General features: G+C 67.4%; 13 protein-coding genes. 7 read left to right on the forward strand and 6 right to left on the reverse strand.

Going from position 1 to position 11940, the window contains the following annotated elements; translation table 11 throughout:
* Positions 1 to 92: 92 nt before the first annotated feature.
* On the reverse strand, positions 93 to 1139 hold the full coding sequence (locus FKV23_RS14685; RefSeq protein ID WP_141624529.1) for a rod shape-determining protein: 1047 nt from the start codon (positions 1137 to 1139) through the stop codon (positions 93 to 95).
* 251 nt (positions 1140 to 1390) lie between these two features.
* Between FKV23_RS14685 and FKV23_RS14690 the strand changes: the two genes are divergently transcribed.
* Complete coding sequence (locus FKV23_RS14690) at positions 1391 to 2323, forward strand: carbohydrate kinase family protein (protein ID WP_141624530.1); 933 nt, start codon at positions 1391 to 1393, stop codon at positions 2321 to 2323.
* Between the two features lie 114 nt (positions 2324 to 2437).
* Here the strand turns inward: FKV23_RS14690 and FKV23_RS14695 are convergent, their stop codons facing one another.
* The 3 genes from FKV23_RS14695 to ubiE form a co-directional block, all read right to left on the reverse strand.
* Complete coding sequence (locus tag FKV23_RS14695; protein ID WP_141624531.1) at positions 2438 to 3166, reverse strand: hypothetical protein; 729 nt, start codon at positions 3164 to 3166, stop codon at positions 2438 to 2440.
* 190 nt (positions 3167 to 3356) lie between these two features.
* On the reverse strand, positions 3357 to 5282 hold the full coding sequence (locus tag FKV23_RS14700; protein ID WP_141624532.1) for a M1 family metallopeptidase: 1926 nt from the start codon (positions 5280 to 5282) through the stop codon (positions 3357 to 3359).
* A 238-nt stretch (positions 5283 to 5520) separates the two neighbouring features.
* Positions 5521 to 6291 (reverse strand): bifunctional demethylmenaquinone methyltransferase/2-methoxy-6-polyprenyl-1,4-benzoquinol methylase UbiE, encoded by a 771-nt coding sequence (ubiE, locus tag FKV23_RS14705; protein WP_141624533.1) that lies wholly within the window; start codon positions 6289 to 6291, stop codon positions 5521 to 5523.
* A gap of 223 nt (positions 6292 to 6514) precedes the next feature.
* On the opposite strand from ubiE, the gene FKV23_RS14710 reads away from it, so the two are divergent.
* Together FKV23_RS14710 and FKV23_RS14715 are read left to right on the forward strand one after the other, a co-directional pair.
* Complete coding sequence (locus FKV23_RS14710) at positions 6515 to 7033, forward strand: GNAT family N-acetyltransferase (RefSeq protein WP_141624534.1); 519 nt, start codon at positions 6515 to 6517, stop codon at positions 7031 to 7033.
* Positions 7030 to 7500 (forward strand): nucleoside deaminase, encoded by a 471-nt coding sequence (locus FKV23_RS14715; RefSeq protein WP_141624535.1) that lies wholly within the window; start codon positions 7030 to 7032, stop codon positions 7498 to 7500. Before FKV23_RS14710 ends, FKV23_RS14715 begins: the two co-directional genes overlap by 4 nt.
* A 152-nt stretch (positions 7501 to 7652) precedes the next feature.
* On the opposite strand, the gene FKV23_RS14720 is transcribed toward FKV23_RS14715, so the two are convergent.
* Together FKV23_RS14720 and FKV23_RS14725 are read right to left on the reverse strand one after the other, a co-directional pair.
* Entirely contained in the window at positions 7653 to 8216 is a 564-nt protein-coding gene (locus FKV23_RS14720; protein WP_141624536.1) for a hypothetical protein, read from the reverse strand.
* Positions 8203 to 8706 carry an RNA polymerase sigma factor gene (locus FKV23_RS14725; RefSeq protein WP_167285278.1) on the reverse strand — a complete coding sequence of 168 codons (504 nt, stop codon included), beginning with the start codon at positions 8704 to 8706 and terminating at the stop codon, positions 8203 to 8205. The genes FKV23_RS14720 and FKV23_RS14725 overlap by 14 nt, the downstream gene beginning before the upstream one ends.
* 152 nt (positions 8707 to 8858) lie before the next feature.
* Here FKV23_RS14725 and FKV23_RS14730 point away from each other — a divergent pair, with 152 nt between their 5' ends.
* From FKV23_RS14730 to FKV23_RS17280, 4 genes are all read left to right on the forward strand, one after another.
* Entirely contained in the window at positions 8859 to 10310 is a 1452-nt protein-coding gene (locus FKV23_RS14730; RefSeq protein ID WP_141624538.1) for an amidohydrolase family protein, read from the forward strand.
* A gap of 1 nt (position 10311) precedes the next feature.
* Complete coding sequence (locus FKV23_RS14735) at positions 10312 to 10872, forward strand: hypothetical protein (RefSeq protein ID WP_141624539.1); 561 nt, start codon at positions 10312 to 10314, stop codon at positions 10870 to 10872.
* The gene (locus tag FKV23_RS14740) at positions 10869 to 11147 is read left to right on the forward strand and encodes a hypothetical protein (protein ID WP_141624540.1); all 279 of its coding nucleotides are present in this window, start codon (positions 10869 to 10871) and stop codon (positions 11145 to 11147) included. The genes FKV23_RS14735 and FKV23_RS14740 overlap by 4 nt, the downstream gene beginning before the upstream one ends.
* Before the next feature lie 225 nt (positions 11148 to 11372).
* Positions 11373 to 11924, forward strand: a complete 552-nt coding sequence (locus FKV23_RS17280) for a hypothetical protein (RefSeq protein ID WP_167285279.1) — start codon at positions 11373 to 11375, stop codon at positions 11922 to 11924.
* Positions 11925 to 11940 lie beyond the last annotated feature (16 nt).

The raw sequence follows: 11940 nt of genomic DNA on the forward strand, positions 1-11940 counted from the left end.
CGCCCCAGGCTCGGTTCCGGGGCCGTTGGAAAAGCGCCCGGCCTGAAACGGTGCCGGATTCGGGCCACGGATGGCCCGTCCCCGAATACAAACTACTCCGGCGCGAAGAACTCGTTGCCGTGCATGTCGACCAGTTCCAGCGCGCGGCCACCGCCGCGGGCGACGCAGGTCAGCGGGTCGTCGGCGACCTGCACGTGCAGGCCGGTCTCGTCGCTGATCAGCTTGTCGAGATCGCGCAGCAACGCGCCGCCGCCGGTCAGCACGATGCCGCGCTCGGCGACGTCGGCGCACAGCTCCGGCGGAGTCTGCTCCAGCGCCAGCTTGATCGCCGCCACGATCCCCGACAGCGGTTCGCGCAGCGCCTCGAGCACTTCGTTGGCGTTGAGGGTGACCATCTTCGGCACGCCCTCGGCGAGGTTGCGGCCGGACACCTCCATGGTGCGGGCGTCGTCCTGCGGGCAGGCGCAACCGATCTCCAGCTTGATCCGCTCGGCGGTGGCCTCGCCGATCAGGGTGCCGTAGGTGCGGCGCACATAGTTGATGATCGCCTCGTCGAAGCGGTCGCCGCCGATCCGGGCCGAGGCCGAGTAGACGATACCGTTGAGCGAGATCACCGCCACCTCGGAGGTGCCGCCACCGACGTCCACCACCATCGAGCCGCGCGCCTCGGTCACCGGCAGGCCGGCGCCGATCGCCGCCGCCATCGGCTCCTCGATCAGGTAGACCTCGCGTGCGCCGGCCTCCTCGGCCGACTCCTTGATCGCGCGTCGCTCGACATTGGTCGAGCCGCACGGCACGCACACCAGCACCCGCGGGCTGGGGCGCAGGAAGCGCGACTTGTGGACCTTCTTGATGAAGGTCTTGAGCATTTCCTCGGTATAGGTGAAGTCGGCGATCACGCCATCCTTCATCGGCCGGATCGTGGTGATATTGCCCGGGGTGCGGCCGAGCATCTGCTTGGCGTCGCTGCCGACCGCCGCCACCGTGCGGGCGCCGCCGACCATGCGGTCCTGGCGCACCGCCACCACCGAGGGTTCGTTCAGCACGATGCCCTGGCCGCGGACATAGATCAGAGTGTTGGCCGTGCCCAGATCGATGGACAGGTCGTTGGAGAACATGCCGCGAAACTTCTTGAACATCGGGGAACGGGCCGTCTTTGGAGGAGTGCGGGGGTGGCCGGCTAGCCTACCTGCCGCACCGAGGCCGGGCAAGGAGAAAACCGCGCCAAATCACGCTGCGGTCGGGGCTCATGCCCAACCGGCACCCTTGTCCGGACCGCTCCATCCCCGTTCAGGCTGGCCGGCCGGACATCCAGCCGCTACCCTTTCCGGGTTTGCCCCTCCGGGGGCCCTGTTCCCGGCGGCCCAGCCGCCCCTCACCGGTACCCCCGATGTCCGCTCTGATCTGTGGCTCACTGGCCTACGACACCATCATGGTCTTCCCGGACCAGTTCAAGAACCACATCCTGCCGGACAAGGTGCACATCCTGAACGTGTCGTTCCTGGTCCCGCGCATGCGCCGCGAGTTCGGCGGCTGCGCCGGCAACATCGCCTACAACCTCAAGCTGCTCGGCGGCGATCCGATCCCGATGGCGACTGTCGGCCAGGACTTCGATCCCTACCGCGAATGGTTCGAGGAACAGGAGATCCGCCTCGACCAGGTCAAGGTACTCGACGACCTGTTCACCCCGCAGGCCTTCATCACCACCGACCACGACAACAACCAGATCACCGCGTTCCATCCCGGCGCGATGATGCGCAGCTACGAGAACCACGTGAAGAACGTGGCGGGCGTGAGCTTCGGCATCGTCAGCCCGGACGGCCGCGAGGGCATGATCCAGAATGCGGAAGAGTTCGCCGAACTCGGCATCCCCTTCATTTTCGATCCCGGCCAGGCGATGCCGCTGTTCAATGGCGAGGAGTTGCGCTCCTTCATCGAGCAGGCCGACTACGTCACCGTCAACGACTACGAGTCCAACCTGCTGCAGGAACGCACCGGCTGGAACGAAGACGAGATCGTCAAGCGGGTCAAGGCCTACATCACCACCCGCGGTCCGCAGGGCGCGGACATCCACACCCCCGGCGAGACCCTCCACGTGCCGCCCGCGCACGAGCGCCGCGTCACCGATCCGACCGGCTGCGGCGATGCCTTCCGCGCCGGGCTGATCTTCGGCATCGAAAAGGGCTACGACTGGATGACCATCGGCCGCATCGGCAACCTGATGGGCGCGCTCAAGGTGGAGCATCCGGGCACCCAGAACCAGCGCTTCGACTACGACGAGTTCGCCGAGCAGTTCAAGCAGCAGTTCGGCTACGCGCTGTAAGGGACTCGGGAAAACACCGTAGCCCGGGTAAGGCCGGAGGCCGCACCCGGGGTGCCATACCGACTGCGGTGAGCCCCGGGTGCGCTGCGCTTACCCCGGGCTACCCTGCCGCACTCAGTTCCACTCCGGCAGGTTCTCCGGCGCGAGGCCGCCGACCTCGAAGGCGGCGGTGCGGGTGCCGCCGGCCTTGACCGGAAACTCGATCTCGATGAGCTGCGCCTGCTTCGCGGTGCGCCAGAGCATCTTCTCGTCCTCGATGAACATCGCGATCGCCTCGTCGGTCTTCGGCCGGCGGGCGTCGACGCGCTTGGGCTCGGCGTCGTCGACCTTCATCTTCACCTTGCAGCCGCCGTAGCAGTCGAAATCGCCGGCCTCCAGCACCAGGTAGCTGCTGGTGCCCCACTCGGGGTTGTCGCGGAAGATCAGCTGCACCGGCCTGGCACCGCTGCCGTCGGTGTCGACGCGGTCGCGGGCGAAGATCGAGGCCGACACCTGGGTGCCGTCCTTGAACGGCTGGCGCTGGTAGGTCCACAGGGCTTGCAGACGCGCTTGCTCGCGCTGCTCGAGCGCCCTGGCCCGGGCCTGCTCGTACTGTTCGGCGATACGCTCGGCGGCCTCGCTGCCGGGATACTCGGCATTGAGGATGTCGCCGTGGGCCCGGGCCAGGGTCCAGTTGCCATCGGCGTAGGCCTTGTCGAACTCCTTCGCCATCGCTTCGGCGGCCTGTTCGCGTGCCTGCGCGCGGGCGGCACGCTCGGCTTCCGGGTCGGCCTTCGGGCCGCAAGCGGCGAGTGCGGCCAGCAGGGCCACGGCAAGGGCGGTACGCAGGGCGGTATGGATCATCGGCATGTCCTCGTTCAACGGCAACTCATTCGCCACCGGCTCGTGTCGTCATCCCCGTATAGCACTTCACCGCGGCCAAATGGCCGATTGCGGGGATCCATGGGCGTTCGCATGGCGACCGCGCCCTGGACCGCCGCCAGCAGGCGGCGGCACGACAAGCCAACCCACTCTCGCGGGAGTGACGAGGCAATTACTGCGACTTCGCCTTCGCGATCACCGCCTCGACCGAGCCGGTAGTGATCGGGTGGTAGCCGGGACGCGCCTTCTCGAACACCGTCTCGGCCAACTGCAGGCCTTCCGGCGTTTTCACCAGCGCTTCGTAGGTCGGCATGATCAATTTGCGGCGGCCGATCTTCTCGAGGAACACCTCGACCGCCGGGTTGACATGGTCGTAGCCGCTGCGCACCGCGAGCGGATACCAGCGCATGGCGATCTCGCCGTTGGCGGTTCCGGTGAAGGCATAGGCGGCATCGAGCGCGGACAGTTGTTCGACCGACAGCGTTTCCGGCATGCCCTCGACGAAGTGCACCCACTCCTGTGTGCTCCAACCGCCGGTCAGCGACTTGTCCGGCAGGACGCCGTCGGCCAGCCAGGCAGCGCGGGCGGCATCGACCGCGTCGAAGCGCGGCGAAACGATCTTCGGCGCGTTGTCCGGAATGCCCGGCTCATGGATCCACTGTTCGACCTCGTCCATCGACACCTTGCCCGGATGCCTGTCGATCAGATTCTCCTTCAGGTACTCCACGAAGGTGGCGGTCGGGATGCTCTGGAAAGCGAAGTGGTCGAAGTAGCCACGCAGGAACGGATCGAAGTCCTCGCGGCCGAAGCGCTGCTCCAGGAACTGCAGGAACCACGCGCCCTTGGTGTAGACGGTCGCGCTGCTCGACGCATCCGGGTCCTTGACCGTGCCCGGACGCTGGGCCAGCACCTGCAGCGCCGGGTCGAGTTCGGCGTACTCGACCGCCAGCTCGTTGCGCTCGATCACGTTTTCCATGTCGGCGCGATCCTTGCCGTACAGCTCCTCGATGATGCGGTTCTCGACATAGCTGGTGAAGCCTTCGTTGAGCCAGCCGTCCCGCGGCGTGGAGAAGGTCACCAGGTTGCCCGACCAGCTGTGCGCGAGCTCGTGCGCGATCAACCCGACCAGCGACTTGTCGCCGACGATCACGGTCGGGGTGATGAAGCTCAGGCGCGGATTCTCCATGCCGCCGTACGGGAACGACGGCGGCAGCACCAGCATGTCGTAACGCTCCCAGCGGTAGGGGCCGTACAGCTGCTCGGTGACCTCGATCATCTTCTCGGTGTCGGCGAACTCGGCCACCGATCTGTCGACCGCGGACGGCTCGGCCCAGACGCCACTGCGTCCGCTGATCGGCTTGAACACCAGATCGCCGGCGGCGATCGCGAGCAGGTAGGACGGGATCGGCTGCGGCATGGCGAAGTGGTAGTCGCCGTCACGCTCCGCAGCCGGATCGTTGTCGGCGCTCATCAGCACCATCGCATCCTTCGGCGAGGTGACGTGCGCGGTGTAGGTGAAGCGCACCCGCGGGGTGTCCTGCAGCGGCACCCACGAACGCGCGTGGATCTGCTGCGACTGGCTGAACATGAAAGGCGTCTTGCCGCCCTCGGTCATCGCCGGGGTCAGCCATTGCAGCCCGGACGCCTCCGGCGAGGTGGTGTAGGTGACGCGGATGCGCGGGTTGCGCTCGGGCGCGGCGATGGTCAGCTTGCTGCCCAGGATGTCGTGAGCCTCGTCGACGACGAAGGTCAGGTCCTTCCACTTGCCATCCGGGAGTTCACCGACAACCTTCTCGATCGCCAGGTCGCGGGTGTCGAGCACCAGCCGGCCGGCGGCCGGATCGACCCAGTCGAGGGTGTAGGTGGCGCTGCCGGTGAGCTGGCGGTTGTCGAAATCGACATCCAATGCCAGCGCCAGGTCCTTGATCCGGACCGAGTCGGGCTCGGCGTAGGAGGTTTCGTCGTGTTCGGCGGCCACGGCACTGCCCTGGGCATCAGAGGGGGCGGCGACAGGATCGACCGTCGGCGCGGCCTGTTCGGAAGAACAGCCGGCAGCGAGCGCGACGGCAAGGCACAGGGTCAGCAGGGAAGAGCGCATGCGCAGGTCCACGGATACGGATGAACCTCCGAGTTTAGCGCCTTGCCCGCCCGGCCTCATCCCAACCCCGCTCCGCGCCCCGGCCCTCAGGCATAGCCTTCGGGCGTTCGACAGCACGCGCGCCAGTGGCGTGAAACGGTGCTGTCTCACCCCACAAGCGGGACAGGGGCTTTGAGCGTTGCGGCCTTTGAAAGCCCCTCTCCCGTTTACGGGAGAGGGGTTGGGGTGAGGGTCCGCTTCAAACCTTGTAGCCGGTGTGGATCGCGCAGATCCCGCCGGACAGGTTGCGGTAGCGGCAGCGGGCGAAGCCGGCCGTCTCCATCATCGCCTGCAGTTCGGCCTGCGGCGGGTGCTTGCGGATGCTCTCGGCGAGGTACTGGTAGCTGTCGCTGTCGTTCGCGAACAACTTGCCCAGCGCCGGCATCACCTTGAACGAGTGGAAGTCGTAGAGCGGCCTGAACCAGTCGGCCTTGACCTCGGAGAACTCCAGCACCCGCGCCTGTCCGCCGACCTTGAGCACGCGATGCATCTCGCGCAGCGCGGCATCCTTGTCGGTGACGTTGCGCAGGCCGAAGGCGATCGTGACCAGGTCGAAGCTGGCATCCGGGAACGGCAGCGTTTCGGCGTTCATCTGCACGTACTCGAAGCCGGCGACCCGGCCGATGTCGGTCATCCGATCGCGACCGACCCGCAGCATCTCGCCGTTGATATCGCCCAACACGATACTGCCGGTCTCGCCGACGCGGTCGCGCAGCAGCAGGGCGATGTCGCCGGTGCCGCCGGCCAGGTCGAGCACGCGGTCGCCGCGCCTGACCTGGGCGGTGGCGACGAAGTAGCGCTTCCAGACCCGGTGGATGCCCAGGCTCATCAGGTCGTTCATCAGGTCGTACTTGCCGGCGACCGAGGAGAACACCTCACCGACCAGCTTCTGCTTTTCGCCGACCGGCACGTCACGGAAGCCGAAATGGGTGGTGCCGGAAGTGTGCTGTTTGGAAGGCTGCTCGCTCATGGATGGAATTGTCGCCGATCCGGGGCGAAAAAACCGGCCATTGATCTGTTCTCCGCGCGGGGAGCCGGTGACCATGCGGTTTGCGTGACACGCCGTAAACCCATCCATGGGGGCTCGACTGCGGCATCCATGCCGCAGACGGTCACGCAAACCGCATGGCCACCGACTCCTGGACACGCTCCCGTAGCTCGTGGAAAAGCAAACCCACTGGCATCATGACGCCATGATCGACACTCCCGCCCTGCGCTGGCACCTCGCCCGCTTCACCGATCTGAGCGCCGACCACCTCTACGACCTGCTGCGCCTGCGCAGCGAGGTGTTCGTGGTCGAACAGGACTGTGCCTACCTCGACATCGACGGCAAGGATCGCCATCCCGAAGCCTGGCATCTGCTCGGCCTCGCGCCCGACGGCTCGCTGGTTGCCTATCTGCGGATCATGCCGCCGGGCCTCGGCCACGGCAGCGGCGACTTCGCCGAACCCAGCATCGGCCGCGTGGTCACCGCGCCGGGCTGGCGCGGCAAGGGCCTGGGCGACCCGCTGCTGCGCGAAGGCATCGCCCTGGCCGAGCGCGAATGGCCCGGCACGCCGATCCGCCTTGGCGCCCAGTCGCACCTGCAGCATTACTACGCCCGGCACGGCTTCGTACCGGCGTCGGAACCCTACGTCGAGGACGGCATCCCGCATGTCGAGATGCTTCGCCCCGGGCACCACGAGACACACCCGCACAAGGAACCGTCATGATCGATACCCCCGACTACCGCGCCCTGCTCGACACCGCGATCGAGGAAGCCCGCACCGGTCTCGCCGAAGGCGGCATCCCGATCGGCGCCGCGCTGTACCGCAACGACGGCACCCTGCTCGGCTGCGGTCACAACCGCCGTGTGCAGGAAGGCGACCCGTCCGTACATGGCGAGACCGACGCGTTCCGCAAGGCCGGCCGCCAGCGCCGCTACCGCGACACCATCATGGTCACCACCCTCGCCCCGTGCTGGTACTGCAGCGGACTGGTGCGGCAGTTCAACATCGGCACCGTGGTGGTCGGCGAGTCGGTCAACTTCGGTGGCGGCATCGACTGGCTGCGCGAGAACGGTGTCAACGTCATCGACCTTGCCGACGAACGCTGCATCACCATGCTTGGCGACTGGATCGCCGCCAATCCCGAGGTGTGGAACGAGGATATTGGCGAGGATGAGGAAGCGCGCTCATGAGCCGCTGACTCATGCGCTGACGAACGCCCGGCCAGGGATGGCCGGGCAGAGGCCGAACGAAGTCGGTAACGCATCGCCATGGATGCCAGCAGATCTCTCTGCCTGGACACATCAGTTCCATACGAGCACGCGGCGGACAGACGCCCGACCGCTCAGGGCCCCAGCATCCGCCGGGTCGAGCGGTATTCGCGCAACCGGCGTCGACGCAGGCGATGGCTGTACGCGAAGGTCGCGAGCAGCCATCCGGACGCATAGATCAGCAGAGTGGTCGCCGCGCCACGCCACACCGCGTCGCCGAACGACCAGCTCACCGCCAGCGCGATCAGCGCATAGGCCAGCAGGGCAATGGCGGCCCGGCGCGCCAGCCACAGGTCGCGCAGCCCCGAGCGCAGCTGCGACAGCCGCAGCCGCGCATAGACCTGGGGGGCCTCGCTGGCATCGCCGCCACGCGGGGCCGGAGCGCGCAGGACGACGCTCCAGACCACCGGCAGGAACACCATGAAGAACGGCAGCAGCAACCAGTGGGTCGGCCCGGCGGTGCGCGACATCAGCGCATAGCCGAACACGCCCACCGCCACGCAGGTCAGCACCACCTCCAGCCCGCGCTGCAGACGATGACGCTGCCGGTGCCGGCGCACCCGGTCGGTCAACTGGCGCGGGGGCGTCGGGCGGACTTCGTTCTGCCATGCCGCCTTCAGATCGTCATCGAAGTTCATCTGCATCCTCCTGCCGGGACAGGTTCTTGAGTCGTTCGCGCGCGCGATGGATGCGCACGCCGACGTTGTCGGGACTGATGCCGAGCATGTCGGCGATCTCCTGGTAGTCGAAGCCTTCCAGTTGCAGCATCAACGGCTGCCTGAAGCTCACCGGCAGGGTCGCCAGCGCCTCGAACAGCCATTGGGTCCGGGCGCGCTCGGCCTCGCTCTCCGACGCCCGCGACAGCGATTCATGCATCTCGGTATCGAACTCGACCAGCGCCGGCGTGCGCATCGACGAGCGCACATGGCTGGCGCCGAGGTTGTGCGCGATGCGCAGCACGAACGGCAGCAGGCGATCGGGTTCGCGCAGCTTCGACAGGCTTTCCCATACCGCCAGCAGCACCTCCTGCATCAATTCGTCACGCAACGCCGGGTTGCGCTCATAGCCGCACACCGCGCGCCACAGCTGCGGATAGAAGGTCTCGACTTGGGGCCACAAAGAATGCATGGAAGAGTGCTGCGATCCGATACCCATCACCGATCAGTCGACGGCAGGAGGCAGTTTCTTACACCCGGCAGGAAATTGTTTTCCTGCGTAAGAAATCGGCGGCACGGGACCACTGAGGGGGCATCACTTCCCGAACGGAGTCCATGCCGACCATGCCTATCCCATCCCTGCCCTGGCTGACCGCCGCCGCGGCCCTCGCCGCGAGTGTGGCCGTCGCCCCGGCCGCCAGCGTTGCCCGGCCCTCCAACGCGATCGCACTCGACAACGTCCGCATTGTCGATGTCGAGCGCGCACGCAGCGCAGCACCGCGATGCGTGCGCGTCGAGGACGGACGCATCGTCCGCATCGCCCGGCCGGCGAGCCGGTCCTGTCGGCGCGACGCGGACACCGTCGACATGCAGGGGCGCTACCTGATGCCGGGCCTGATCGACATGCACGCGCACCTGACCCTGGGCCCGCTGGAGATGCGGCGCGAACGCGGCCAGCTGACCATGGTCGCCGACCCCGACGATGCCATCGCCGCCCACAATGCGCGTCGGCTGGTCGCGTTCGGCGTCACCACCATCCGCAACCCCGGCGGCGACCTGGCCGCGGCGGCACGCTACCGCGAGGCACTCGATGCCGGCCGGCTGACCGGCCCGGAGAGTTTCGATGCCGGCCCGGTGATCAACAACACCGCGATCCGCGGACTGGCCGCCGGAGCGGCCAGCGCGGACGAGGTCCGGCGCGTGGTCGATGCCCAGGTCGAGGCAGGCGCGGACTGGATCAAGCTCTATACCGGACTGGATCGCGAACAACTGCGCGCCGGCATCGAGGCCGCGCACGCGCATGGACGCCCCGCGGTCGCGCACCTGGAAGCGATCGCCTGGCCGGACGCGCTGGAGATGGGGCTGGACGGCATCGTCCACCTGATGCCGACCAGCCCCGACCTGCTAGATCCGCAGGCGCGGCGCGCCTGGCAGGCCGACGCCCGTGCCGGCACCTTCGCGTTCTTCGAGTGGTGGGAACACTTCGACCCCGACGGCCCCGGGGCCGACCGCCTGGTGGCCGCGTTCCAGCGCCATCGCCCGGTGTTCGACGCCACCCTCGTCGCCTTCCACGCCGCCTTCGTGCAGGACCTGGACAACGACTACAAGGTCGACGCCCGCCGCTACGCGCACCCGGCCCTGCAGGCGAACTGGAACGACTGGTTCACCTTCGCGATCGGCTGGAAGCCCGAGGATTTCGCCCGCGCCCGCGCGATCTGGCCGAAGGTCCAGCGCTTGGCGGTGCGCCTGTACGCCACCGACGCGCGCATGACCCTGGGCACCGACATGAGCAACCCGTGGATCGCACCGGGCATCAGCCTGCACCGCGAGATGCAGTTGCTGGCCGACGCCGGGGTAGCGACGCCGACGATCCTGCGCGCCGCCACCGTCAACGCCGCCCGCGCCCTGGGCGCGGAACGGCGCCTGGGCCGCGTCGCGCTCGGCCACGAGGCCGACCTGCTGGTGCTGGACGCCGATCCGCTCGATGACATCCGCAACACCCGTGCCATCCACGCCGTCGTGCTCGATGGCCGACTACTCGACAACGCCGCACTCGACTCGCTCAAAGGAGAATGACATGACCCGTTCCCACCGATCCTTCCGTCCCATGCGCCGCGCCACCGGCCTGCTCTTCGCCCTGTCGCTGGCGTTCCCGGTCAGCGCGATCTGCGGTCCCGGCGACTGGGAATCGCCCGAATCCATCGTGCACGCGCTGTACGACGTCGTCTCCGCCGATGCCGGTGCCGAACGTGACTGGGACCGTTTCCGGGCGCTGTTCCTGGACGGCGCGCGCATGTCGATCGCGGTGAAGTCGGAGGTGATGACCGGGATCATGGCAATGGACACCGAGCAACTGATCGCGCAGACCGAAAGCGCCTACGCCAACACCGGTTTCCACGAGATCCCGCTGGTGACCCGGGTCGAACAACACGACCTGATGGCCTCGGTGACCAGCAGCTTCGAGGTCCGTCTGCGTCTGGACGACGAACAGCCGCTGATGCGCGGGATCAATCACTTCCAGCTGCTCAACGACGGCGAGCGCTGGTGGATCGTGTCCAACGTCGGGGTGATGGAGACCGCGTCCTCACCGCTGCCGCAGGACCTGCTGCCGGCCGGCGGCAAGGAGGCGGCCCGATGAACGCTTCGCTGGAACCGCTGCAGGCGCGCTCTGCACAGTCCCGCCGTCGCGGCACCCGCTGGCTCTACCTGGGCGCGGCGATCTGTATCTTCGCCTGGCTGGCGCTGGGCGTCGGCATCGCGATGGACGTGGGCAGGACCGCGCTGATCGTGCTGACGACCTCGGTCGCGCTGAGCACCGAGGGCATGATCTGGTTGACCGCGCTGGTACTGGGGGTGAACGTCTACAACGCGCGACGCCACCTGTGGAATGCGCTTCGAAAACGCCTGCGCTGAACCGCTACCGCCAACCGGCAGTGGAGACGAAGCTGGCCCGAGACGATACGGGCCTGCTTCGTGACGCAGCGAAACCGCCGGGCCCAACCGATGACGCTAGCCTCGGCCGAACAGCCGTTGGCGCCGACCTTGCACGCCTGACAAGCGAGTAATCAGCCTGCGCATGCATCGCCTTCGTGGAATATGATGCGCGTTCAACTTCCACATCACAGGAAATCAAGTCGCATGAAGCTGTCCACGAAACAAGCTGCATTGTTGAGCGCACGCGAGAAAGCCCTGGTCGAATCCAAGGGCCCCTGGCAGGTCAAGGATCTGATCGCCGCGATCAAGCGATGCCGCGACCTGCGCGACAAGCAGCGCCAGCTGGTACAGCGTCAAAGCATCGCCGCAGCGCGTCGCACCGGGCAGAAGCCGAGCGCTGCCAACGCACGCACGGCGGACAAGGCCGAGATCTTCGACCGCGCGCTCAAGCAGTTCGAGATCGAGCTGCACAAGCTCAATACCGAAAGCACGCTGGCCGCGCGCGAGCTCGGCGTGAACGGCCGAACGGTCGCAACGAAGAAGGCCACGGCCGGCAAGAAGATCACGAAGAAGCCTGCTGCGAAGAAGGCCGCAGCCAAGAAGGCCCCGGCAAAGAAGACGTCCGCCAGGAAGTCGGCGGCGGCCAAGACAGTTTCGAAGAAGGCGCGTGTCGCGGTGCCGAAGTCGCTGGGCGACGGCGCGTCCCAGGTCGACTCGCAGGCCTCGCGCCGCAGCCGCGCCAAGAAGACGCGTTGAGCATCAGCCTCGTGCC

Origin of the sequence: Lysobacter alkalisoli (genome assembly GCF_006547045.1) — a bacterium.
Classification (GTDB): domain Bacteria; phylum Pseudomonadota; class Gammaproteobacteria; order Xanthomonadales; family Xanthomonadaceae; genus Marilutibacter; species Marilutibacter alkalisoli.

Excerpts from the sequence above, each read along its gene's own strand:
- FKV23_RS14685 (WP_141624529.1), bottom strand. The coding sequence starts at position 1,139 with ATGTTCAAGAAGTTTCGCGGCATGTTCTCCAACGACCTGTCCATCGAT.
- ubiE (WP_141624533.1), bottom strand. The coding sequence starts at position 6,291 with ATGAGCGAGCAGCCTTCCAAACAGCACACTTCCGGCACCACCCATTTC.
- FKV23_RS14690 (WP_141624530.1), top strand. The coding sequence starts at position 1,391 with ATGTCCGCTCTGATCTGTGGCTCACTGGCCTACGACACCATCATGGTC.
- FKV23_RS14725 (WP_167285278.1), bottom strand. The coding sequence starts at position 8,706 with ATGCATTCTTTGTGGCCCCAAGTCGAGACCTTCTATCCGCAGCTGTGG.
- FKV23_RS14730 (WP_141624538.1), top strand. The coding sequence starts at position 8,859 with ATGCCTATCCCATCCCTGCCCTGGCTGACCGCCGCCGCGGCCCTCGCC.
- FKV23_RS17280 (WP_167285279.1), top strand. The coding sequence starts at position 11,373 with ATGAAGCTGTCCACGAAACAAGCTGCATTGTTGAGCGCACGCGAGAAA.
- FKV23_RS14700 (WP_141624532.1), bottom strand. The coding sequence starts at position 5,282 with ATGCGCTCTTCCCTGCTGACCCTGTGCCTTGCCGTCGCGCTCGCTGCC.
- FKV23_RS14715 (WP_141624535.1), top strand. The coding sequence starts at position 7,030 with ATGATCGATACCCCCGACTACCGCGCCCTGCTCGACACCGCGATCGAG.
- FKV23_RS14735 (WP_141624539.1), top strand. The coding sequence starts at position 10,312 with ATGACCCGTTCCCACCGATCCTTCCGTCCCATGCGCCGCGCCACCGGC.
- FKV23_RS14740 (WP_141624540.1), top strand. The coding sequence starts at position 10,869 with ATGAACGCTTCGCTGGAACCGCTGCAGGCGCGCTCTGCACAGTCCCGC.
- FKV23_RS14710 (WP_141624534.1), top strand. The coding sequence starts at position 6,515 with ATGATCGACACTCCCGCCCTGCGCTGGCACCTCGCCCGCTTCACCGAT.
- FKV23_RS14695 (WP_141624531.1), bottom strand. The coding sequence starts at position 3,166 with ATGATCCATACCGCCCTGCGTACCGCCCTTGCCGTGGCCCTGCTGGCC.
- FKV23_RS14720 (WP_141624536.1), bottom strand. The coding sequence starts at position 8,216 with ATGAACTTCGATGACGATCTGAAGGCGGCATGGCAGAACGAAGTCCGC.